We start from the raw sequence: 22,356 nt of genomic DNA, 5'->3' as shown, positions 1-22,356 counted from the left end.
TGATTGATGAATGTCATTGGTGCCGGCAGACGTCGGGTTTCCGACCAGGATAATCAAGTTTAGCCATCCACGTGGCGCTGCAGCCAGAACTCCAGCAGCGCCAGGTGCCAGAGCTTGCTGCCCTGGATGCGGGTGTGGTGCATGTCCGGCGCAGCCAGCAGACGCTCGACATAGTCGCGCCGGTAGAGCCCCCGCTGGCGGCAGGCGTCGGAGTCCAGGATGTCGCGCATGAACGCCAGAAACGGCCCGCGGACGTATTTCAGCGCCGGCATCGGAAAGTAGCCCTTGGGCCGGTCGATGACCGCATCCGGCAGGCGGCCGCGGGCGATGGCCTTGAGCGGATACTTGCCGCCCTCGCGCAGGCGCAGCGCCGGCGGACAGCGGGCGGCGATCTCCACCAGCTGGTGATCCAGGAACGGCACCCGCGCCTCAAGGCCCCAGGCCATGGTCATATTGTCAACGCGCTTGACCGGGTCGTCGACGATCAGCGTGGTCACGTCCAGCCGCAGCACGGCGTCGATGAGCTCGTCCGCCAGGGGCTCCGCCAGCCGGGTCGCCACATAGGCGGCGGTATGGTCCGCGCCGGCGTGGTCGGCGCCGATCATGCGCAGATACTCGTCGTGATCACGGTCGAAATAGTGCTTGCGCACCCGCTCCACCGGCGCGCCCTCGGTCTCGGCGGCGATGCGCGGATACCAGAAGTAGCCGCCGAAGACCTCGTCCGCGCCCTGCCCGGACTGCACCACCTTGATCTCGCGCGAGACCCGCTCGGCCAGCAGATAGAAGGCGATGGCGTCCTGGCCGAACATCGGCTCGGACATGGCGTCCACCGCCTCCGGCAGCCGCGCCAGTACATCGGCATTGGGCACCCGCAGCCGGTGGTGCCGGGTCTGGTAGCGCTCGGCCACCGGGGTGGAGTATTCGAACTCGCTGCCGGCCTCTTCCGGGGTATCCTCGAAACCCACCGAAAAGGTGTGCAGATCGGTGACGCCGTTCTCCGCCAGCAGGGCCACCAGCAGGCTGGAGTCCAGGCCGCCGGACAGCAACACCCCGACAGGCACGTCGGCGATCTCACGACGCTTGCGCACGGCCGCCTGCAGGGCGTCGTGGATGGCGTCGATCCAGTCCTGGTCGCTCAAGGGTTCCGCCGGCCGGGTGGCATTCAGCTGCCAGTAGGCCTGCTCGGTGCGCTTGCCGTCGGCGTCGATGCGCAGCCAGTGCGCCGGCGGCAGCTTGCGTACGCCGTTCAGGACGGTACGCGGGGCCGGCACCACCGCATGCAGCGTGAACAGATGGTGCAGCGCCACCGGGTCGATGGCCGTATCCACGCCGCCCGCGGCCAGCAGGGCCTGGGTGCTGGAGGCAAACCGCAGCCGGCCGGCGTCCTCGGTCCAGTACAGGGGCTTGATGCCGAAGCGGTCGCGCGCCAGGAACAGGCTGCGGCGGTTGGCGTCCCACAGGCCGAAGGCGAACATGCCATGCAGGCGCTGCACGCAGGCCTCGCCCCAGGCATGCCAGGCCTTGAGGATGACCTCGGTGTCGCCGTCGGAGAAGAAGTGGTAGCCCAGCCCCTGCAGTTCGCGCCGCAGTTCGGGGTAGTTGTAGATGGCGCCGTTGAAGGCCAGCGCCAGCCCCAGCTGCTGGTCCACCATGGGCTGGTTCGAGCGCACCGACAGGTCGATGATGGACAGTCGCCGGTGGCCGAGGCCGAGGGGGCCGTCGCTGTAGCTGCCGCCGTGGTCCGGTCCGCGCCGCACCAGCCGGTCCATCATCCGCGCGATGGCATCCAGGTCCGCGGGGACGCCATCGAAACGCAATTCGCCACAGATTCCGCACATGCTGCAGGGTCCTCGATAGTGTCAGGCGTTCGGGTCGGGTCCGTCGGCACCCCATCCGCCGCCGCCGGGGGTCTTGATGGTCAGGCGCTGGCCGGGGGCCAGGTCCAGCGCCACCTTGCCCGGCAGCGGTCGGCCGTCGAGCCATTGTCCACCGGGGCGGCCCGCAGCGCCACCGGCCAGGCCCCAGGGGGCATGCCGACGGCGTTCGCCGATCAGGGTGGCGTGGGCGGGGGCCAGACACAGCAGCTCGCGCACCAGCCCGTCGCCGCCGGGACGGCGACCGGCCCCGCCGGAGCCGCGCCGCAGGGCGTAGCGCAGCACCCGCAGGGGAAACCGCGACTCGATCACCTCGATGGGCGTGTTCAGGGTATTGGTCATGTGGGTCTGCACGCCGGACAAGCCGCCGCCCTCGGCCCCGGCGCCCATGCCGCCGCCGACGGTCTCGTAGTAGTCCCAGGCTGCCGGTCCGTCGCCGTCATCCAGCTGGCCACCGATGGCCAGGTTGTTCATGCTGCCGTGGCTGGCGGCGGGGATACGCCCCGGCAGGGTCTGCGCCAGGGCGCCGAGCACCGCATCGACGATGCGCGTGCTGGTCTCGACATTGCCGGCGGCTACCGCGGCCGGACGACGGGCATTCACCAGGCAGCCCGCCGGCGCGTACAGCCTGATCGGTCGCAGACTGCCGGCGCAGGCCGGCGTCTGCGCCGGCATCAGACAGCGAAAGCAGTAGAACACCGCGGCGGCGGCCACCGCCAGCGGACAGTTGATGTTGCCGTCCACCTGCGGCGCGGTGCCGCTGAAGTCGCAGTCCACCCGGCCGCCGCGGACATCCAGCGCAACCTGGATGGCGATATCCCGGTTGCCCTGGCCGTCGTCGTCCATCAGGTCGGTGAATGCGTAGCGCCCGTCGGGGATCTGCGCCAGGGCCGACAGGGCGAGGCGTTCGCCGTAGTCGTTGAGGGCCGCAAGCCCGGCGCGAAAGGCCTCCGCACCCAGGCGGTGCAGCCAGCCGGCCACCCGCGCGACACCGGCCCGATTGGCGCTGATCTGGGCCAGGAAATCGCCACGGGCATACCGCGGGTTGCGTGTCGCGGCCGTGATCCGGGCCAGCGCGGCCTCATCCAGCGCGCCCCGCCGCAGCAGATGGCGCGGGGCGATCACCACCCCCTCCTCGTCCAGCGTCCGCGAGATCGGCATCGATCCCGGCGATTGGGCGCCGATATCCGCATGGTGCGCACGGTTGACGACAAAGGCTACCCGCTCGCCGTCGGCAAACACCGGCGCGATCAGCGTCACATCCGGCAGGTGCGTGCCGCCCAGATAGGGGTCGTTGACGATGGCCATGTCGCCCTCCGCCCAGTCGAGCCGCGCCACCAGGTCCGCCATCGCGTGGGCCATGCTGCCCAGATGCACCGGGATGTGGGCCGCCTGCGCGCACAGGGCACCGTCGGCATCGAACACCGCACAGGAGAAGTCCAGTCGGTCACGGATGTTCGGCGACAGGGCCGCATTGCGCAGCACCACGCCCATCTCGTCGCAGACGGCCTCAAGCCGGCTGACGAACAGGCTGAGCTCCACGGCATTCAGGTCGGTTGCGGCGGGCATGGCCGGCGGGCTCCTCCAGGTTCCATCACCACGAGTGTACATGGCCACAGTTCATCGGCAAGGCCCGATTGCGGCCGATACCTTGAAGTCGCGGTGCCGCGGCCTAAGTTTGCCGACGTGACAACGACTTCGATCAATCCCAGACCTGGAGACATGCCCATGGCCCACGAACTGCCCGCACTGCCGTACGAGAAAAACGCCCTGGAGCCGGTGATCTCGGCCGAGACCATCGACTACCACTACGGCAAGCATCACCAGACCTATGTCACCAACCTCAACAACCTGATCCCGGGCACCGAGTTCGAAAGCCTGTCGCTGGAAGACATCGTCCGCAAGGCCACCGGTGGCATCTTCAACAACGCCGCCCAGGTCTGGAACCACAGCTTCTACTGGAACTGTCTCAGCCCCAACGGCGGCGGCGCGCCCAGCGGTGCGCTGGCAGACGCCATCAACGCCAAGTTTGGCTCTTTCGAGGAGTTCAAGAAGCAATTCTCCCAGTCCGCCGCCACCAACTTCGGCTCCGGCTGGACCTGGCTGGTGAAGAATGACGACGGCAGCGTCGAGATCATGAACACCTCCAACGCCGGCTGCCCGCTCACCGAGGGCAAGACCCCGCTGCTGACCGTCGATGTGTGGGAGCACGCCTACTACGTCGACTACCGCAACGCGCGGCCCAAGTACCTGGAAGCCATCTGGGAAAAGGTCAACTGGGACTTCGTCGCCAGCAACTTCGGCTGATCGCCCAAACCGTCTGAGCCGGATCGTCTGAGCCGGACCGTCTGGCCCAGACCATCCGACCAAACCCGGCTCGACCGACTCCGATCGAACCGGGTCCAGGCTCGACCGCGCCCGCCGTGGTCGGGCTTTTTCTTGCCCGACATGGACGCATCGGCCTGCCTGAACTAGCCTTACCATAGCGCGTGCAGACACGCACACTCCGCAGACCCGGAGGCGAGCATGGCCTGGCAGACCATCCAGAAGCCCGTCCACAACCCCTTCCAACGGCCCACGGAGGCCCACCAGCCGGTGGCCGCTCAGCCGCCGCCCGCCCTCGCCGATTACGCGGCGACCCGTGCCACCTTCCACTGGGACCAGGCCCGTGCCGCGCTGCACGGTCTGCCCGACGGCGGTCTCAACATCGCCTTCGAGGCGCTGGACGCCCACCTCGACACCGATCGCGCGGACCAGCTCGCCCTGCGCTGGCTCGGCCGCGACGGCCAGGTGCGCGACTTCAGCTACCGGCAACTGGCGGCGCTGGCCAGCCGTTTCGCCCATCTGCTGCAACGTCTCGGCGTAGCCCCCGGCGAACGGGTATTCAGCCTGCTGGGCCGAGTGCCGGAGCTGTATGTCACCGCACTGGGCACACTGAAGGCCGGCCGGGTCTTCTCGCCGTTGTTCTCGGCCTTCGGCCCGGAGCCGGTGCGGGCGCGCATGGAGATCGGCGACGCCCGCGTGCTGGTCACCACCGAGTCCTACTACCGGCGCAAGGTGGCGCCCTGGCGTGCCGAGCTGCCCGGCCTTGCCCATGTGCTGCTGATCGACCGCGACGGCGACACCGCCCCGGACGGCACCCTGTCGCTGGCGGAGCTGCTGGCGGACTGCCCGGACACCGGCGGGCTGACCGCCACCCGGCCGGACGACATGGCCCTGCTGCACTTCACCAGCGGCACCACCGGCCGCCCCAAGGGCGCCGTGCATGTGCACGAGGCGGTGGTGGTGCACCGGCTCACGGCCCGCTATGCGCTGGACCTGCATCCCGGCGACGTCTTCTGGTGCACCGCCGACCCTGGCTGGGTCACCGGCACCAGTTACGGCATCATCGCGCCGCTGGTGATCGGCGCCAGCCTGATCGTCGACGAGGCCGAGCTCGACCCCACCCGCTGGCTGGGTATCCTGCAGGACCAGCAGGTCACCGTCTGGTACACCGCCCCCACCGCCATCCGCATGCTGATGAAGCTGGCCACCCGGGATGAGCGCGGCATCTTCGCCGACTACGACCTGTCGCGACTGCGTTTCCTGGCCAGCGTGGGCGAGCCGCTGAACCCCGAGGGCGTGGTCTGGGGCCGGGATGTGCTCGGCCTGCCGTTCCACGACAACTGGTGGCAGACCGAGACCGGCGGCATCATGATCGCCAATTACCGCAGCGCGCCCATCAAGCCCGGCTCCATGGGCCGGCCGCTGCCCGGCGTCGAGGCCGCCATCGTCCGTCACACCGCCGGCGCCGTCGAGGTCATCACCGCGCCGAACAACGCCGGTGAGCTGGCGCTGCGTCCCGGCTGGCCATCGATGTTCCGTGGCTATCTCAACGAGCCGGAGCGGTACCGTAAATGTTTCGTCGACGGCTGGTATCTGACCGGCGACCTGGCCCAGTGCGATGCCGACGGGTATTTCTGGTTCCTGGGTCGGGCCGACGACATGATCAAGTCCTCCGGGCATCTCATCGGGCCGTTCGAGGTGGAGAGCGCGCTGATGGAGCACCCGGCAGTGGCCGAGGCCGCCGCCATCGGCATCCCCGAGCCCACCGCCGGCGAGATCGTCAAGGCCCTGGTGGCGCTCAAGCCCGGTTTCGCCTGGGACGAGGCCCTGCAGAGGGCCCTGCTGGCCCATGCCCGCAAACGCCTGGGCCCCGCGGTGGCCCCGCGCGTCATCGACGTGCGCGACAACCTGCCCAAGACCCGCAGCGGCAAGATCATGCGTCGTCTGCTGCGCGCCCGGGAACTGGGCCTGCCCGAAGGCGATACCTCCACCCTGGAGAGTGACGAGCGATGAGCATACGCGAGACTGACGGCGACCACAGCCACCTTGGCGACAAGCTGCATCTCGACCGCGCCCATGCGCTGCACCTGCTGCGGGAGATGCTGCGCATCCGCCAGTTCGAGGAGCGCTGCGCCGAGCTGTATACCGAGGAGAAGATCCGCGGCTTCCTGCATCTCTACACCGGCGAGGAGGCCATCGCCGTCGGCGTCATGCAGGGGCTGACCGGCAGCGACGCCGTGGTCGCCACCTACCGCGAGCACGGACACGCCATCGCCCGCGGCCTGCCCATGACCAGGCTGATGGCGGAGATGTACGGCAAGCGCGAAGGGGTCAGCCGCGGTCGCGGCGGCTCCATGCATGTCTTCGACGCCGACAGCCGCTTCTACGGCGGCAATGCCATCGTCGGCGGCGGCCTGCCGCTGGCGGTGGGCCTGGCGCTGGCGGACAGGCTGCTCGGCCGTGCGCAGGTCACCGCCTGCTTCTTCGGCGAGGGCGCTGCCGCCGAGGGCGCCTTCCACGAGAGCCTGAACCTGGCCGCCCTGTGGCAACTACCAGTGCTGTTCGTCTGCGAAAACAACCTGTACGCCATGGGCACGGCACTGGAACGCTCGGAGTCCGAGACCGCCATCGCCCGCAAGGCCGAGAGCTACCGCATCCCGGCGGCGGCAGTGGACGGCATGGACGTGATCGCCATCGAGGCCGCCGCCCGCCGCGCCCTGGCCGAGATCCGCGCCGGCGGCGGACCCCGCTTTCTGGAGTGCCGCACCTACCGCTTCCGCGCCCATTCCATGTTCGACGCCCAGCTCTACCGCGACAAGGCCGAGGTGGAGGCCTGGAAGCAGAAAGGCCCGCTGCTGCGCTTCCGCCAGTGGCTGCAGGAGGCCGGCATGCTGAGCGCCGCCGAGGTCGAGCACCTGGAGGCGGAGGTGGCCGAGGAGGTGGCCGCGGCAGTGGCCTTTGCCGAGGCGGGGCAGTGGGAGCCGGTGGAGGATCTGGCCCGGGACGTCTACACGGAGCAGCCGGCATGAGCGCGCAGATGATCGAGATCAGCTACCGCGAGGCAGTGCGCGAGGCCATCCGCGAGGCCCTGAACCGCGACCCGCGGGTCTTTCTGATGGGCGAGGACGTCGGTCGCTATGGCGGCTGCTACGCCGTCAGCAAGGGGCTGTACGACGAATTCGGCCCGGAGCGCATCCGCGACGCGCCCTTGTCGGAGGCCGGTTTCACCGGTGCCGGCATCGGCGCCGCCCTGGGTGGCCTGCGGCCCATCGTGGAGGTCATGACGGTCAACTTCAGCCTGCTGGCGCTGGACCAGATCGTCAACAACGCCGCCACCCTCAGGCACATGTCCGGCGGCCAGTTCAGCGTGCCGCTGGTGATCCGCATGGCCTGCGGTGCCGGCAAGCAGCTGGCCGCCCAGCATTCCCACAGCCTGGAGGGCTGGTACGCGCATGTTCCCGGCATCAAGGTGCTGGCGCCGGCCACGCTTGAAGATGCCCGCGGCATGCTCTGGAGCGCCCTCGAAGACCCGGACCCGGTGGTCATCTTCGAGCATGTGATGCTGTACAACCGCAGCGGGCAGCTGGCCGCGGACGCCGGCGCCGTGCCCATCGAAGGGGCCGCCGTGCGCCGTGAGGGCGGCGATGTGACCCTGATCACCTACGGCGGCAGCCTGTTCAAGACCCTGGAGGCCGCCGACACCCTGGCCGCCGACGGCATCGCTGCGGAAGTGATCGACCTGCGCTGCCTGCGCCCGCTGGACGACGCCACGCTGATGGCCTCGGTGGCCAGGACGCATCGGGCCGTGATCATCGACGAGGGCTGGCGCTCCGGCAGTCTGGCCGCCGAGATCAGCGCCCGCCTCATGGAACAGGCCTTCTGGGAGCTGGATGCCCCGGTGGGCCGCGTGTGCAGCGCCGAGGTGCCCATCCCCTATCCCAAGCACCTGGAAGACGCGGCGGTGCCGCAGACCGACGACATCGTCGCCGCGGCCCGGGCGGTGCTGAACCGATGAGCCGCCTCTACCGCATGCCGTCGCTTGGCTCCGACATGGAGGCCGGCACCTTGATCGAATGGGTCAGGCAGCCGGGCGACCGCCTCGCCAAGGGTGATGTCATCGCCGTGATTGAGACCCAGAAGGGCGCCATCGAGGTGGAGGTGTTCCACGACGCCGTCATGGGCCGGCCGCTGATCCAGGTGGGCGACAAGGTGCCGGTAGGCAGCCCCATGGCCGAACTGGAAGACGCCTCTGCGGCACCAGCCCTCAGGCCTGCCACCGGGATACCCGCGACGCACGCCCCTGAACCCGGACCAGCGGTTGCCGAGGCCGGCACCCGGACCAGCGAGCGGATCGCCGACCAGGCCGGTCACCGGATCGGCCACCGGGCCGGCACCGGAACCGCAGCGCAACGCCGGCGTGCATCGCCCGCCGCGCGTCGGCTGGCGGACGCCAGGGGCATCGCGCTGGATGCCATCGAAGGCAGCGGCCCCCGGGGCGCCGTCGTCCTGGCCGATGTGCACGCGGCCACTGGCACGACGCCAACCACCGAGGCCGCCTCACCACCCCGGGGTCACCTGGATCTGGCCGCCATGCGCCAGGCCATCGCCGCGGCCATGAGCCGCTCCAAGCGCGAAATCCCGCACTACTATCTGAGCCACGACATCGATCTCACCGCTGCCACCGACTGGCTGACCGCCCGCAACGCCCAACTGCCGCCGGACCAGCGCCTGTTGCTGGGGGCGCTGCTGATCAAGGCGGTGGCCCTGTCGCTGGACAAATTCCCGGAGCTGAACGGCTTCGACCGCGACGGCCATTTCGAGCCGGCGCAAGGGGTTCACATCGGCTGTGCCACCGCCATCCGCGGCGGCGGTCTGGTAGCGCCAGCCCTCCATGACGCCGACCAACTCCAGCTGCCCACCCTGATGACGCGGCTGCGTGACCTGGTGGGTCGGGTGCGTTCGGGCGGGCTGCGGGCCTCGGAGCTGTCGGACCCCACCATCACCGTCTCCAGCCTCGGCGAGCGCGGCGTCGACCGGCTCTACGGCATCATCTATCCGCCGCAGGTGGCCATCGTCGGATTCGGCACCCCGGCCCTCAGGCCCTGGGTGCAGGACGGACAGGTGGTCCCGCGCAACATCGTCACCGCCACGCTGTCCGCCGACCACCGCCACAGCGACGGTCATCGCGGCGCACTCTTCCTGGCCCGCGTGGGCCAACGCTTGCAGGAGCCGGACACCCTATGACCCGCGACGAGATCAAGACCATCGCCTTGCAGGAACTCATCGGCGTCGCCGCCGACCTGGCCGGCGAGACCATCCCCGGCGACGCGCAACTGCGCGACGAATTCGATCTGGACTCGATGGACATCCTGAACTGGGTCAGCGCCCTGCACAAACGACTCGGTGTGGACATCCCCGAGCTGGACTACCCCAGGCTCGTCAGCCTGGACGCCACGGCGGACTATCTGCTGGAGCGGCTGTGACACCCGCATCAACCGCGTGGGCACGAACACCGGTCGCACCGGCTCCCACATCGACCGCGTGGGTACGGAAACCGTGCCCATCCTACTCGGACACCCGCATCCCGTAGGGTGGGTACGCCCCGCGTACCCACGCGCTTTACATCAGCACACAGACACCGATCGCACCGGCTCCCGCATCAACCGCGTGGGCACGGCGAGCCGTGCCCTACTCACCGACAGTGAGTTCAGTCGCGGCCTCAGGTGCAAAAGCCCAGTCCGGCGGATAGACGCCGGCGGCCACCAAGCGATGGAAGGTTGAGTAGGGCCAATCCGCCACGCGTGTAACCAGACCGTGCTTGACCGGGTTGAAGTGGATGTAATCCATGTGCGCCCCGTAATCACCCTCATTGCGGATGCAATGCTCCCAAAACCGGCGTTGCCAGATGGTCGACTCCCGGTGCTTGCGCTTCGATGGGCTCATCCAGTCGTCTCGATGCAGAAGCACATTGGCCCGTTGCGAGAATCGGCGCTTGATCAGCCTCCAGTGCGTCGAGAAGTCGGCATCGCCGTCCGGTAGCGTCCAAATGCAGTGCAGATGGTCCGGCAACAACACCCAGGCGTCGATTGCGAACGGATAGTCCGACCGCGTCGCCGCGATCGCCTCCCGCAGCCATCGCCGCGGCGCCTCATCGGTCAGTAAAGGACGACGGCGCTCGGTGACCACCGTAAAGAAATAGCAGGCGCCCGCCGCCGTTACTCGCCGATACCGCGACATTCAGCCCCCGTCACTCCGATCGGGTCGGCCATGACGCGTGAGTACGAACACTGTTTGCGTGGGCTCGGACATCGACCGCGTGGGCACGGGCACCGTCGCGTGGGCGCGAACATCGACCGTGTGGGCACAGAAACCGTGCCCACCCTACTCGGACACCCGCATCCCGTAGGGTGGGTACGCCCCGCGTACCCACGCGCATGCCCCCACCGAACACCCACATCCCGTGGGAGTCGGTCCGCCCCGCGTACCCACGCGCATTTCCTGGGGCGCGTGGCGCCAGCCGGCTCACCGGATGACGCGATAGGCACCGTAGATGACCAGCACGGGCAGCAGCATGAAGACGCCAAGGATGATCAGCATGCTCCAGACATCGGCGGGCAGATTGAGAAACACTCGGGGATCCTCCGGGACTGTCGGTCGTTATTCGGGCAAAGAATAGCCTAATCCGTGACCGCGGATGTCGATGACGATGCCGGCGATGCGGACGTCGGTGGCGACGATACGGACTGCGCTGGCGACGGCGATTCAGATAACGATGCCGGCGTCGACGCAAGCGGCGTCAGTGCCTCCTCCTGCGCCAGTCGTCGTGCAACGTCCCCGGGCGAACCGGTGCGGCGGGCCAGCAGGTCATAGGCCACCGGCACGACGAACAGCGTGAACAGGGTCGCGGCCAGCACGCCGGACAGGATCACGGTGCCGATGACGATGCGCGTCTCGGCGCCGGCACCACTGCTGAGCAACAGCGGCACCGAGCCGGCGGCGGTGGTGATTCCGGTCATGACGATGGGACGTAGCCGGGTGTCGGCGGCCTCCAGCAGGGCCTCGTGGAAGGCCTTGCCCTGGTCGCGCAACTGGTTGGCGAACTCCACGATCAGGATGCCGTTCTTGGCCGACAACCCCACCAGCATGATCAGGCCGATCTGGCTGTAGATGTTCAGCGACTGCCCGGTCCACCACAGCCCCAACAGCGCACCAGCCATGGCCAGGGGCACCGTCAGCATGATCACCAGCGGATGCACCCAGCTCTCGAACTGGGCCGCCAGCACCAGGAACACCACCACCAGCCCCAGCACGAAGACGAACAGGATACCCTCGCCGCTGTCGCGGAAGTCGCGGCTCTGGCCCTTGAAGTCGATCTGCGCCTGCTCCGGCAGCAGCTCGCGCACCTTGGCCTCCAGGTAGCCCAGCGCGTCGCCGAGGGCCAGATCATCGGCCAGGTTGGCCTCCAGCGTGATGGCGCGGATGCGGTTGTAGCGGTTCAGGCTCTGGGAGTCCGCCTGCTCGGTGATCTCCACCAGGTTGGACAGCGGGATCAGCTCGCCGCTGCGTTCCGAGCGGACATACAGATTGGCCAGGCTGGTGGGGGTGCGCTGGGTGTCGCGTTCGCCCTCCAGGATGACGTCGTATTCCTCGCCGTCCTCGATGTAGGTGGTGACCTTGCGCGAGCCGAGCATGGTCTCCAGCGCGCGGCCGACGGTGCCGACCTTCACGCCCAGGTCCGCGGCGCGGTCGTAGTCGATCTGCACCCGCAACTGCGGCTTGGTCTCCTTGTAGTCCCAGTCCAGCCCGAGCAGGCCCGGGTTGTCCGCCTCGATGGCCTGCACCAGGGTGTCGCGCCACTGGGCCAGTTCCTCGTAGCTGCCGCCGCCGATGACGAACTGCACCGGCTTCTGGATGCGCGCGCCGAAGCCCTGGCGCATCACCGGAAAGGCGCGCACGCCGGGCAGGTCACCGAGCTTGGCGCGCACCTCGTTCATGATGGCCCAGGCGGAGCGGCGCTGATCGAAGTCGCTCAGCACCACGATGACGATGGCGGTATTGAACGCGGCGCTACCGCCAAAGCCCCGCGGATTGCGCACCAGCACGCGGATGGCCTCGCCGGACTCCGCATAGGGCAGCAGGCGACGCTCGATCTCGTCCATGTACTCCTGCATGTAGCTGTAGGAGGCGCCTTCAGGCCCGTTCACCAGCACGAAGAAGGCGCCGCGGTCTTCTTTCGGCGCGTATTCCTGGGGCACCTGCTGCCACAGCCAGAGGGCGGCGGCGATGGTCGCCGCAAAGGCAAGCAGCACCAGCCATTTCTGCCGCAACAGCAGCGCCAACGACCAGTGATAGCCGCGGCGCACACTGGCAAAGGCCCAGTCCACGCCTGCGCTCAGGTTCAGCCGCCCGGCGCCGCCGGCATGGGATTGCGGCAGGATCTTCGAGGCCAGCATCGGCGACAGCGACAGCGCAACGAAGGTGGAAAAGCCCACCGCCGCCGCCATGGTCAGCGCGAACTCCGAGAACAGCCGGCCCACATCGCCCTGCAGAAAGGCGATGGGCACGAACACCGCCACCAGCACCACGGTGGTGGCGATCACCGCAAAGCCCACCTGCCGCGTGCCGCGAACCGCCGCCACCAGGCGCGTCTCGCCGTACAGCTCCATGCGCCGGTGGATGTTCTCCAGCACCACGATGGCGTCGTCCACCACCAGCCCGATGGCCAGCACCAGCGCCAGCAGGGTCAGGATGTTGATGGAAAAGCCCAGCGCGTAGAGCACCGTGAAGGTGGCCACCAGCGACACCGGCACCGTCACCGCCGGCACCAGCATGGCCCGCACCGAACCCAGGAACAGGAAGATCACCAGCACCACCAGGCCGATGGCGATGCCCAGGGTCTTGTAGACCTCGCGGATGGCCCCCTTGACGAAGATCGAGGTGTCGTAGCTCTGCTTCAGCGCCAGCCCCTCCGGCAGGCTGGCGTTGACCCGCGCCATCTCCGCCTTGGCGGCCTCGGCCACGGCGATGGTATTAGCGGTGGACTGCTTGATGATGCCCAGGCCCACCATGGGCACGCCGTTGCCGCGGAAGCTGGTGCGGTCTTCTTCGGTGCCCCGTTCCACCCGCGCCACGTCGCCCAGCCGCACCAGATGGCCATCAGCACCGCGGGCCAGCACCAGCCGGGCAAAGTCTTCGGCGGTGCGGAAGCTGCGGTCCAGGCGCACGGTGAATTCACGGTCGATGGACTCCACCCGGCCGGCGGGCAGTTCCAGGTTCTCCGCCCGCAGCGCCGCCTCCACGTCGGCCACGGTCAGGCCCCGCGCCGCCAGTGCCGCGCGGTCCAGCCACACCCGCATGGCATAGGTCTGGCTGCCGCCGACGCGCACCCGCGCCACGCCGTCCAGCACCGAGAAGCGATCCACCAGATAGCGCCGGGCGTAGTCGGTGAGCGCCGGCACGCTCATGCCCCCGCCCGGCACCTGACCCGAGCCGCTGCTGGCCAGGTTCAGCCACATGATCACGTCTTCGTTGCTGTCCACCTTCTGGATGTCCGGCGGCTCGGCCTCTACCGGCAACTGGTCGAGGATGCCGGAGACGCGGTCGCGGATGTCGTTGGCGGCGCCGTCGATGTCGCGGCCGATATCGAAGGTGATGCTGATGTCGGAGCGCCCGTCCTTGCTGGTGGACTCGATGGTGCGGATGCCCTCGACACCGGCGATGCGGTCCTCGATCAGCTGCGTGATGCGCGTCTCCACCACATTGGCGGCGGCCCCCGGATAGACGGTGTCGATGGACACCACCGGCGGGTCGATGTCCGGGTACTCGCGCAGCGGCAGCCGGTCGAAGGAGACCAGGCCGAAGGCCAGCAGCAGCAGCGACAGCACCGTGGCCAGGACCGGCCGGGTAACGGAGAGGTCCGAGAGCTTCATGTCGATCGCGCCCCCTCAGTCGCCTTCCCGGATGGCATCGCGCAGGCTCAACTGGCCGTCGTCCACGGCCAGTACCTGCACCGGTTTTCCCGGGCGCGCCTTGTCCTGCCCCTCGGTGACCACCTGCTCGCCTGCTGCTAGACCGTCTAGGATCTCGACCAACCCGGGCTGGCGCGCGCCGATCTGCACCGCCCGCCGCTCCACGCTCAGCCCCTGGTCGGTGTCGACGAGACGCAGCACGAACCGCTCCGCGCCCTGATGCAGCAGCGCGGCCTCCGGCAACACCAGGGTCTGGCGCGGGTTCAGCAGCAGTTCCACCTGCATCAGCAGGCCCGGTCGCAGGGTCCGCTGCGGATTGGGCAGCAGGGCGCGCACCAGCACCGAGCGGGTCACCGGATCGATGCGGCTGTCGATGCCGCGCACCGTGCCTTCGAACAGGCGCTCGCCGTAGGCCCGCGCGCGGGCCTCGATGCGCAACCCGGGGCGCAGCTCCGCCAGGTACAGGCTCGGCACCGTGAAGTCCAGCTTCATGACGCCGTCGTCATCCAGCGTGGTGATCAGGTCACCGGGCGCCACCAACGCCCCGCGGCTGATGCTGCGCAGCCCGACGATGCCGTCGAAGGGGGCCCTGACCACACGGTCCGCCAACCGCGACTCCAGCGCCACCAGGTTGGCCTGCGCCGTGTCCAGATCACGCTTGCGCTCGTCCAGCAGGCTCTCCGAGGCCGAACCCTGATCCACCAGCGAGCGCACCCGCCGATGCTGGCGCTCCGCCTCGGCGACCCGGGCCTGGGCCTCTTCCAGCAGCGCATGCTCCTCGGCGCTGGTCATCTCCACCAGCAGATCCCCTTCGCGCACCCGCTGGCCGTCGTCGAAGTGCACCGCCGACACGGTCTCGGTGACATTGGAGGTGATGGACACGGACTCGTTGGCGCGCAGCGTCCCAAGGGCCTCGACCCGCTCCGCCATCGGCGCCAGCCGCGCCTCGGCAACGATGACCGGGGTCGCGCCGGATTTGGCACCGGATTGTGCACCCGATTGCGCAAAAGCAAGGGCCGGCAGCATGAGCAGCCAGACCGGCAGCAGTCGGACAAGGGGCAGGGACATGGCGGGCGGTCGCATGGCGATGGCGCGCGTGACGGTCGCTGGCATGACGGACAACAGGCGGAGATGTGGGGCGTTCATGGTTCTATCCTGACACGCGGGGCTGGCGCGGGTTCCCATTATCGCCGCTCTGTGGTTCCGGCGACGCTGGTTTATACATATGCAAACGCGATTTCGGTTTTCGAGGGTTGGTTGTCGGCGTTATGAGGACGCCTTGCAGCCGGAGGCACAGCCTGCGCCAGCGGTCGTTCAGGCCGAGCGTATCGGCCGCAGAGTGGGGATGCAAAGCCTCGGCATTGGCAGGAAGCCCTGCTGATCTTTGGCCAAGAGGCCGATCGATCAGTTCGAAATCAAGCCGCCTGCTGGCTGGAAGGACCGGGGGGCGAGATACGGTGCACCAGGCCGGTGGTGACGGCGGCGTGCAGTGCCTCTGCGGTGACCGGCAGCCGGGCATGGGCGGTGCCGGGCTCGACCCCATAACCGACCCAGCCGTTGCGGCCTTCCGCCTTGGCCTGATACAACGCCAGATCGGCGAGTTTCAGCAACCTGGCATCGCTCTCGGCCTTGCTTGCTTCGGGGCCTGCATCGGGGCTGACATCCGGCGCCCACGGCGGAAAAAGCACGAAGCCGGAGGAGCAGGTCAGCTGCAATTGCCTGTCCGCATCGCCGAAGGGGTGGCCGGCGGTCTCGCGGCGGATGCGCTCGACGATGCCCATGGCGTCGTTCTCATCCACGCCACGGCACACCAGGACGAACTCCTCGCCACCGCAGCGGGCCAGGATGTCCTGCTCGCGACTGCAACGGCGCAGGATCTCGGCCATCTGCTGCAACACCCGGTCGCCGACGTCGTGGCCGTGGTGGTCATTCACCCGCTTGAAGAAATCAAGGTCGATGGAGACTACCAGGCGCGCAGCCCGGCTGCTGCCGACCCCGGTGTTCCCGGCCCCGTCTGCGGCCCGGTCCGCGGCCAGGGCCTGTTCCAGATAGCGGCGATTGCCGAGGCCCGTCAGCGGATCCGTGAGGCTTTCGCGCTCCAGCTTGTCGCGCTCCCGTTCCAGCAGGTGGCGGCCGTCGCTGACGCGCTCGGCCATGTCGGCGAAGGCACGGGCGAGCTGGCCAATCTCATCGCGGCCAGCCGTGAAAGCGAAGGCCTCGGGGCGGTGGGTGCGGCTGAACCGCTCGGCCTCGCGGGCCAGCCGCAGGATCGGCTCGACCAGGATGCACTCCAGCAGAAAGTAGGCCACCAGGCTGGCGACCAGCCCGGCGAGGAAGATCGCCGCCAGTTGGTACCGCACGGAGACCAGCATCTGCTTGTAGTGCGGCCGGCCCTGCTGCAGACGGATCTGCAGGCTGCGTTGCGGGTCGTTCAGTAACGCGAGCCCCGTCTGCGCCAGACTTTGGTTGGCAGACAGCGCCTCGACCTGCGGCGCCGACGACGGCGCCGGTCCGAGGGCCAGTTGCACCGGCAACTGCAACTGCTCGGACAGCCCAGCGGCAAAGGCATCGCTGACCAGGCGGCCGAAGTACAGGGTGCCGCTCGCAGGTCCTTGACCGTCGGTGGGCAGGATCCGGGCAGCGCCCAGCAGCAGCACACCGGCCGCCGAGTTCAGCAGTCCGCTGCCCCGCTCCGGCAACAGCGGCCCGGTCCCGACCGGGGTGGTGGACGGGGCGGCCGGAGCCAGAGCTGGAGCCAGGGTGTCGGCAATGAGCCCGTCGGCCAGGGGCTGCGCCAGCGCCGAGAACACGCTGGCCAGCACCCGGCCGTCGGTGTCCAGGATCACCAGCAGGTCCATCTCCAGCTGCTGTAACCAGTGGGCGGTGACATTGCTGGCGACATAGGCCGGATCGTGCGTCGCCGCGAAACGGTAGGTGTCGTCCCAGTTGCCCCATTCGCGGCTGACCTGGTGGATGCGCTTGAGTTCCTGCCCGATGGCCTGCTCGACGCGCACCAGGTCGGTGACCCGCTCGCGCCGTTCGACCGCTTCCGCACCGGGCAGAATCAACCTGTAGAACACGACACTGACGCCAAGGGCAAGCAGCAACAGCAGGAGGCAGAGCCCCAGGATCAGTTTGACTTTGATGCTCACGGGTGGCTTGGCGAACGTGATCAGCGCAAGACAGCGGCCGACCGGAAGACTCAGGTCCGGGTCGAGTCGGCCGGACGCCCGTTACACCGGCGCAGTGTGACTTGGGCCGTCTACAGGGCAGGGAGAGAGGCCCGGACAGGCTATCACAAATGCCTCTATGCAGCGCGGTGAGGCGCTTTTGAATCAGCGATTTCAAATTTGCCGCTTTGCCGCAGCGCGATCAACCGCAGACACAGAGAACGCAAAGCGCACGCAGAGACGCTGACGAACACGCTGGATGGTCTCTGCGCTCTCTGGGCCTCTGCGGTTCGAATTTGGAATTGCTGGCTTCTGGGTCTGGCGTCCAACAAGCCCGATCCTGGCCGATGCGGTACCCTATGGGGCATGATACTCGACACCCTGCACCGACTCGCCCGCCGGCTGCGGCCCGTTGCGCCGGCCCTTGCCACCATCGGCCTGCTGCTGCTGGCCGCCAGCGTCGGTCTGCTGCTGTGGCGCCAGGAGCAGGCCTCGGATGTCATGTTGCTGCCGGCCATCGCCGGCATGCTCTGGTGCCTGTTCGGCTATCTGTTCATTCGCAGCTTCGAGCGGGTGCCGGCGCCGCCGGACCCGGCCGCGCGCGGCTGGCGCCGACTCAAGGCCCGTCTGGCCCGGGGTTGGCACGGGCTGCTGGCGCTGGTATTCGGTGGTGTGACCCTGTGGGCGCTCTGGATCACCGTCTGGATCCTCCGTGAGGCCATTGGCTGAGGCCCAAGCATGACCGATGCTCTGACATTGCTGGAACTGGCCAGCACCCAGGATGCGGTGGCGTTGCGCCGCGAAATCGCCCGACACCAGTCGCTGCCGCCACGACAGTCCGGTGAGCCCCCGATACTCAAGCGGCTCGGCATCGCCTGGCACAATCTGGCCACGGATCCTGCCACCAAGGCCTCGGCCCGGGCGGAAGGCTACTTGCATCGGGCCCGCAAGGCCGACCCCGCCGATCACGAGGTCACAGCCTTTCTCGGTTCTGCCCAGACCCTGGTGGCGCGGGATGCCTGGAACCCGGCCACCAAGGCCCTGCAGCTCAACAGCGGGCTGGCGCTGATGGACAAGGCGGTGCGCCTGGCACCGGACAACGTGGTGGTACGCATGGTGCGCATGACCAACAGCCTGTCGCTGCCGGCGTTCATGGGTCGCGCGCCCAAGGCGCGGGAGGATCTGCTGCGGCTGCACGCCTGCTTCGCGTCGCAGCCACCCCATCCGGCGCTGGCCGCCGAGGTGTGCTGCCGGCTGGCGGACTTGCTGCAGCAGGAAGGTCGCCGCGAGCAGGCGCAGGCGCTCTATGTGCAGGTACTGGAACTGGCCCCCGACTCCGTCTGGGGACGGCGGGCCGCGCTGCGACAGCGTCCGCGCTGAACCGGGCCCTGAACGGAGCGCTGACGCAGACCCTGGCCCGGGGCGTCTCCCGGCGGCCCGACAGCCAAGCCACGGAAACAGACGATTCTTGATCTTGCAAGCGGATTCTCACCATGCTGACCTACCCGGACATCGACCCCGTCGCCCTCTCGCTGGGGCCGCTGCAAATCCACTGGTACGGCCTGATGTACCTGGCCGGCTTTGCCGCCGCCTGGCTGCTGGGTCGCTGGCGGGCGTCGCGTCCGGGCTCCGGCTGGACCCCGGCCATGGTGGACGACGTGATCTTCTACTGCGTCATCGGTGTCATCGCCGGCGGCCGGCTCGGCTACATGCTGTTCTATGGCTTCGATCAGATCCTGGACAACCCGCTCAACCTGCTCAAGGTCTGGCAGGGGGGCATGTCCTTCCACGGCGGGCTCATCGGCGTGACCATCGCCATGGCACTGTTCGCGCGCAAACACCACCTGGGCCTGTTCCAGGTGGGCGACTTCGTCGCGCCGCTGGTGCCCCTGGGGCTGTTCGCCGGACGCATCGGCAACTTTATCAACGGTGAACTCTGGGGGCATGTCACCGACCTTGCCTGGGGCATGCGCCTGCCCTGCGCGCGCTTTCCGGAGGCCTGCGTCGCGCTGCCCGCGGACGCTGTGCTGAGCCCGCCGGTACATGCGTCGCAACTGTACGAAGCGGGCCTGGAGGGCCTGGTGCTGTTCGTGGTGCTGTGGTGGTTCTCGTCGCGTCCGCGGCCGATGATGGCCGTGACCGGCCTGTTCCTGCTGCTCTACGGGGTGTTCCGCTTCGCGGTGGAGTTCGTCCGCGTGCCGGACGCCCACATCGGCTATCTCGCCTTCGACTGGCTGACCATGGGCCAGGTGCTGACGCTGCCGATGCTGCTGGCAGGGGCGCTGTTGCTCGGCATCGCCTATGCACGACGCGGGGCCGGAACCCAATCCCTGGCCCCCGGCCGCCGGCACCCGGCCGGAGACTGAGTTCGCGCCCGGGCCCGAGCCGGCGACGCGGCGTCGCTACAGGAAATCCCCCAGCGGCATGCCGCGGCCATTGTCGCGATAGGCGGCCTCCGCCAGAAACAGCTCGGCGGCAGCCAGAGCATCGCTGAGGGCATTGTGGGCGCCGTAGCGCGGCAGGTTGTAGCGCTCGCCCAGGGCATGTAGCCGCAGATCCGAGGCCTTGAAGGCGACCTGCCGACGCTCGAGGATGCGCCGGGCAATGGCCTGGGTATCCACTGTGGGCACCAGCAGACCGCCGCCGAACAGCTGTTTGCAGGCCGCGCCGAGAAAGCAGCGCTCCACGTGGGCATGGTGGGCGATCATGACCCGGCCGCTGAGTGCGCAGAGGAACTCCGGCAGCGCCGCTGCCAGGTCCGTACCGGTGGCGGCGACATCGTCGGTGATCTGGTGGATGACGGCGCTCTCAGCCGGGATGTCGCCCTGCACCCGCACCAGGCGATGGCTGGCGGTGGAGAGGTCGATGCGGGTGCCGCTCAGCACCACCCAGCCGATGCTGAGGATCTGGTCGCGGCGCGCGTTGAGGCCCGTTGTCTCCAGATCCACCGCGACATACTCCACCTCGCGGTAGTCCGTGCGCGGCGACGGAAAGGGCCTGGACAGGTAGTCGCACAGCGGCCCCGGCGGCTGCTTGCGCAGGCGCCAGCGCCGACGCCAGTCCAGCAGCAGTCCCGACGCCAGGTCGGCCATGTCAGGTGAAGCGTCCCGCCTGATAGCGCTGACCAAGGGACTCCTGCATGGTGTTGATCAGCGAGAAGGCGTCTTTCAGGTGCCCGCGCTCCAGCGGCGACAGGTCATCCGGCGACAGGAAATTGTCCGCCTTCTGGCCGCGCTTGAGCTGCTGCGCCTGGTGGCGCATGCGCAGGGTGCCGATGAACTCCGCCGCATCCACCAGATTGGCGCCGCCGTCCTTGCTCAGGGCCCCCTCCGCGGCCGCGGCCTTCAGGCGCTCCAGGGTATTGGTCTGGCTCAGGCCGGCGGACAGGGCATAGACCCGCGCCAGATCGACGATGGGCACGACGCCGCGGTGCTTGATGTCGAAGGTCTGGTCGTGGTCGCCGCCATGGATCAGCACGAACTTGCGGAAGAAGCCCAATGGCGGGCGGTGCTTGAGGGCGTTGGCGGCCATGTAGGCGATGAAGATCCGGTCGGCCTTGGACAGTTTGAGCACGCGCTCCTGCAGCTCGTCGAACAGGCCTTCCGGGTCGTGGATGGCACGCAGATCGAAGAACACGCTGGACAGCATCAGCGCCATCGGCTCCGGCTTCTTGGTCCAGGTGTTGAAGTACTTGGTCCAGATGCGCAACGGCTGGCGCCATTTGGGGTTGCTGGCCATGACGTCGCCGGGGCAGTAGATGTAGCCGCAGGCATGCAGGCCGTCGTTGACCTTGCGCGCCAGCGCGGCAAAGTAGGCATCGTCCTCCGGCTTCATGTGATCGGCGATGAGCAGGGCGTTGTCCTGGTCGGAGTGCGACGACTGCTCGCGCCGCGCCTGGGATCCGCCAGCCATCCAGCAATAGGGCACCGGCGGCGGCCCCAGTTCCGCCTCGGCCAGTTGCAACAGGCGCAGGGTGATGGCGTCGGTCACCGCGCTGACTGCCTGGCCGATCTGGTCCGCGGTGGCACCGGAGGCCACCAGTTGCACCTGCAGTTCCGATACCTTGCCGCTGATGGCGGCCAGGGTCTCGGTGTTCTCCGCCCGGCGCACGTCGCCTACCAGGTAGATGGAGTTGGCGCTCTGCACCCGCACCAGGTCAGAGGTGGACAGCATGCCCATCACATTGCCGCCGTCGAGCACCGGCAGGTGATGCACGTTGAGCCGGGTCATGGTGATCAGGGCCTGGAAACCCAGGGTGCCGGCGCCGATGGTCTCCAGCTTTTCGGTCATGATGCGGCTGACCGGTTCCGTCGGCGACACGCCCGCTGCCAGGCAGCGGTTGCGCAGATCGCGGTCGGTGACGATGCCCGCCAGCCGCTCGCCGTCCAGGATCACCAGCGACGAGCAGCCCGCCCGGCTCATGATACCGGCGGCCTCCTGGATGCTGGTGTCCGGCGCTGCGCTGACGAGATCGCGGGCCAGCAGGTCGCGCACCTGCACGGTCATCAGCGCGGTGGTGCCCTCGCTGTCCTGCTTGATGCTTTCCAGCGCCTTGCGCAGGCGCTTGGACACGGAGTCGTCGAAATGCTCGGCAAACTCCGGGTGCCGCTCCCGCAGCCGTTGCAGTTCGGCGCAGGGCAGCAGGTACGCGAGGGTATCCTCGGAGGTCTGGCCGGCCATCTGCATCCGCGGATCGTCCGGATGACACACCGACGGGCAGATGTCGCCCTCTGCCAGTTTGCCCACCAGGTTACCCTCCGCGTCGCGCAGGTCGACGGCGCCGCGGCGCAGCAGGTAGAGACTGGGCTGTTCGTCGTCCCGCGGCGGGAATGCGGTGCCACGGCGCAAGTAGCGCACCGCGAGCTTTTTCGGCAGGACGTCGAGGGTCTCCTCGGGCAGGAACTCGAAAGGGGCATGACTTGCCAGGAAGTCACGTATCTCGATCAACTCGACGTCCATCTCAACCTCGTGTGAATGGTGGCCCTCGGCTCTGGGAGTCAACGATACCGCAAACGCGGG

Annotated in this window: 17 protein-coding genes; 9 read left to right on the top strand and 8 right to left on the bottom strand. The window is 68.5% G+C overall.

What is annotated here, in order from left to right; genetic code table 11:
• Positions 1-59: 59 nt before the first annotated feature.
• Positions 60-1,838: an N-acetylglutaminylglutamine amidotransferase gene (locus F2Q65_RS06470; RefSeq protein ID WP_150091610.1), complete on the bottom strand. Its 1,779-nt coding sequence runs from the start codon at positions 1,836-1,838 to the stop codon at positions 60-62.
• A gap of 21 nt (positions 1,839-1,859) precedes the next feature.
• Positions 1,860-3,443 carry a hydantoinase B/oxoprolinase family protein gene (locus F2Q65_RS06465; RefSeq protein WP_150091608.1) on the bottom strand — a complete coding sequence of 528 codons (1,584 nt, stop codon included), beginning with the start codon at positions 3,441-3,443 and terminating at the stop codon, positions 1,860-1,862.
• A gap of 159 nt (positions 3,444-3,602) precedes the next feature.
• Here F2Q65_RS06465 and F2Q65_RS06460 point away from each other — a divergent pair, with 159 nt between their 5' ends.
• From F2Q65_RS06460 to F2Q65_RS06435, 6 genes are all read left to right on the top strand, one after another.
• Complete coding sequence (locus F2Q65_RS06460) at positions 3,603-4,181, top strand: superoxide dismutase (protein WP_150091606.1); 579 nt, start codon at positions 3,603-3,605, stop codon at positions 4,179-4,181.
• Between the two features lie 219 nt (positions 4,182-4,400).
• Positions 4,401-6,212: an acetate--CoA ligase gene (gene acsA, locus F2Q65_RS06455; RefSeq protein ID WP_150091604.1), complete on the top strand. Its 1,812-nt coding sequence runs from the start codon at positions 4,401-4,403 to the stop codon at positions 6,210-6,212.
• A complete protein-coding gene (gene pdhA / locus F2Q65_RS06450; protein ID WP_150091602.1) occupies positions 6,209-7,228 on the top strand; it encodes a pyruvate dehydrogenase (acetyl-transferring) E1 component subunit alpha in 1,020 nt (339 codons plus the stop codon). The genes acsA and pdhA overlap by 4 nt, the downstream gene beginning before the upstream one ends.
• The gene (locus F2Q65_RS06445; protein ID WP_150091600.1) at positions 7,225-8,214 is read left to right on the top strand and encodes an alpha-ketoacid dehydrogenase subunit beta; all 990 of its coding nucleotides are present in this window, start codon (positions 7,225-7,227) and stop codon (positions 8,212-8,214) included. Before pdhA ends, F2Q65_RS06445 begins: the two co-directional genes overlap by 4 nt.
• On the top strand, positions 8,211-9,443 hold the full coding sequence (locus F2Q65_RS06440; RefSeq protein WP_150091598.1) for a dihydrolipoamide acetyltransferase family protein: 1,233 nt from the start codon (positions 8,211-8,213) through the stop codon (positions 9,441-9,443). The genes F2Q65_RS06445 and F2Q65_RS06440 overlap by 4 nt, the downstream gene beginning before the upstream one ends.
• Entirely contained in the window at positions 9,440-9,682 is a 243-nt protein-coding gene (locus F2Q65_RS06435; protein ID WP_150091596.1) for an acyl carrier protein, read from the top strand. Before F2Q65_RS06440 ends, F2Q65_RS06435 begins: the two co-directional genes overlap by 4 nt.
• Before the next feature lie 205 nt (positions 9,683-9,887).
• Here the strand turns inward: F2Q65_RS06435 and F2Q65_RS06430 are convergent, their stop codons facing one another.
• From F2Q65_RS06430 to F2Q65_RS06415, 4 genes are all read right to left on the bottom strand, one after another.
• Positions 9,888-10,436: an REP-associated tyrosine transposase gene (locus F2Q65_RS06430; RefSeq protein ID WP_150091594.1), complete on the bottom strand. Its 549-nt coding sequence runs from the start codon at positions 10,434-10,436 to the stop codon at positions 9,888-9,890.
• Positions 10,437-10,876: 440 nt separating this feature from the next.
• The gene (locus F2Q65_RS06425) at positions 10,877-14,128 is read right to left on the bottom strand and encodes an efflux RND transporter permease subunit (protein WP_150091592.1); all 3,252 of its coding nucleotides are present in this window, start codon (positions 14,126-14,128) and stop codon (positions 10,877-10,879) included.
• Positions 14,129-14,143: 15 nt separating this feature from the next.
• On the bottom strand, positions 14,144-15,235 hold the full coding sequence (locus tag F2Q65_RS06420; RefSeq protein ID WP_150091798.1) for an efflux RND transporter periplasmic adaptor subunit: 1,092 nt from the start codon (positions 15,233-15,235) through the stop codon (positions 14,144-14,146).
• 347 nt (positions 15,236-15,582) lie between these two features.
• Positions 15,583-17,319 carry a sensor domain-containing diguanylate cyclase gene (locus F2Q65_RS06415; RefSeq protein WP_150091590.1) on the bottom strand — a complete coding sequence of 579 codons (1,737 nt, stop codon included), beginning with the start codon at positions 17,317-17,319 and terminating at the stop codon, positions 15,583-15,585.
• Between the two features lie 384 nt (positions 17,320-17,703).
• Between F2Q65_RS06415 and F2Q65_RS06410 the strand changes: the two genes are divergently transcribed.
• The 3 genes from F2Q65_RS06410 to lgt all read left to right on the top strand — a co-directional run bounded on the left by F2Q65_RS06410 (position 17,704) and on the right by lgt (position 19,703).
• Positions 17,704-18,066 (top strand): hypothetical protein, encoded by a 363-nt coding sequence (locus F2Q65_RS06410; RefSeq protein ID WP_150091588.1) that lies wholly within the window; start codon positions 17,704-17,706, stop codon positions 18,064-18,066.
• Between the two features lie 9 nt (positions 18,067-18,075).
• On the top strand, positions 18,076-18,717 hold the full coding sequence (locus tag F2Q65_RS06405) for a tetratricopeptide repeat protein (RefSeq protein WP_150091586.1): 642 nt from the start codon (positions 18,076-18,078) through the stop codon (positions 18,715-18,717).
• 113 nt (positions 18,718-18,830) lie between these two features.
• Positions 18,831-19,703, top strand: coding sequence for a prolipoprotein diacylglyceryl transferase (gene lgt / locus F2Q65_RS06400; RefSeq protein WP_150091584.1), 873 nt, complete (start codon positions 18,831-18,833; stop codon positions 19,701-19,703).
• Between the two features lie 36 nt (positions 19,704-19,739).
• Here the strand turns inward: lgt and F2Q65_RS06395 are convergent, their stop codons facing one another.
• Complete coding sequence (locus F2Q65_RS06395; RefSeq protein WP_150091582.1) at positions 19,740-20,429, bottom strand: exonuclease domain-containing protein; 690 nt, start codon at positions 20,427-20,429, stop codon at positions 19,740-19,742.
• A 1-nt stretch (position 20,430) separates the two neighbouring features.
• Entirely contained in the window at positions 20,431-22,296 is a 1,866-nt protein-coding gene (locus F2Q65_RS06390) for a putative nucleotidyltransferase substrate binding domain-containing protein (RefSeq protein ID WP_150091580.1), read from the bottom strand.
• Between the last annotated feature and the right edge of the window lie 60 nt (positions 22,297-22,356).

It is taken from the genome of Thiohalocapsa marina (genome assembly GCF_008632335.1).
Taxonomy (GTDB): Bacteria; Pseudomonadota; Gammaproteobacteria; order Chromatiales; family Chromatiaceae; genus Thiohalocapsa; species Thiohalocapsa marina.
Note: the sequence above shows the minus strand (reverse complement) of the source record. Positions and strands in the feature narration are given on the sequence as shown.

What these genes read in the sequence shown, in the direction of transcription:
- F2Q65_RS06470 (WP_150091610.1), bottom strand. Translation starts at nt 1,838, where the DNA reads ATGTGCGGAATCTGTGGCGAATTGCGTTTCGATGGCGTCCCCGCGGAC.
- F2Q65_RS06465 (WP_150091608.1), bottom strand. Translation starts at nt 3,443, where the DNA reads ATGCCCGCCGCAACCGACCTGAATGCCGTGGAGCTCAGCCTGTTCGTC.
- F2Q65_RS06460 (WP_150091606.1), top strand. Translation starts at nt 3,603, where the DNA reads ATGGCCCACGAACTGCCCGCACTGCCGTACGAGAAAAACGCCCTGGAG.
- acsA (WP_150091604.1), top strand. Translation starts at nt 4,401, where the DNA reads ATGGCCTGGCAGACCATCCAGAAGCCCGTCCACAACCCCTTCCAACGG.
- pdhA (WP_150091602.1), top strand. Translation starts at nt 6,209, where the DNA reads ATGAGCATACGCGAGACTGACGGCGACCACAGCCACCTTGGCGACAAG.
- F2Q65_RS06445 (WP_150091600.1), top strand. Translation starts at nt 7,225, where the DNA reads ATGAGCGCGCAGATGATCGAGATCAGCTACCGCGAGGCAGTGCGCGAG.
- F2Q65_RS06440 (WP_150091598.1), top strand. Translation starts at nt 8,211, where the DNA reads ATGAGCCGCCTCTACCGCATGCCGTCGCTTGGCTCCGACATGGAGGCC.
- F2Q65_RS06435 (WP_150091596.1), top strand. Translation starts at nt 9,440, where the DNA reads ATGACCCGCGACGAGATCAAGACCATCGCCTTGCAGGAACTCATCGGC.
- F2Q65_RS06430 (WP_150091594.1), bottom strand. Translation starts at nt 10,436, where the DNA reads ATGTCGCGGTATCGGCGAGTAACGGCGGCGGGCGCCTGCTATTTCTTT.
- F2Q65_RS06425 (WP_150091592.1), bottom strand. Translation starts at nt 14,128, where the DNA reads ATGAAGCTCTCGGACCTCTCCGTTACCCGGCCGGTCCTGGCCACGGTG.
- F2Q65_RS06420 (WP_150091798.1), bottom strand. Translation starts at nt 15,235, where the DNA reads ATGTCCCTGCCCCTTGTCCGACTGCTGCCGGTCTGGCTGCTCATGCTG.
- F2Q65_RS06410 (WP_150091588.1), top strand. Translation starts at nt 17,704, where the DNA reads ATGATACTCGACACCCTGCACCGACTCGCCCGCCGGCTGCGGCCCGTT.
- F2Q65_RS06405 (WP_150091586.1), top strand. Translation starts at nt 18,076, where the DNA reads ATGACCGATGCTCTGACATTGCTGGAACTGGCCAGCACCCAGGATGCG.
- lgt (WP_150091584.1), top strand. Translation starts at nt 18,831, where the DNA reads ATGCTGACCTACCCGGACATCGACCCCGTCGCCCTCTCGCTGGGGCCG.
- F2Q65_RS06395 (WP_150091582.1), bottom strand. Translation starts at nt 20,429, where the DNA reads ATGGCCGACCTGGCGTCGGGACTGCTGCTGGACTGGCGTCGGCGCTGG.
- F2Q65_RS06390 (WP_150091580.1), bottom strand. Translation starts at nt 22,296, where the DNA reads ATGGACGTCGAGTTGATCGAGATACGTGACTTCCTGGCAAGTCATGCC.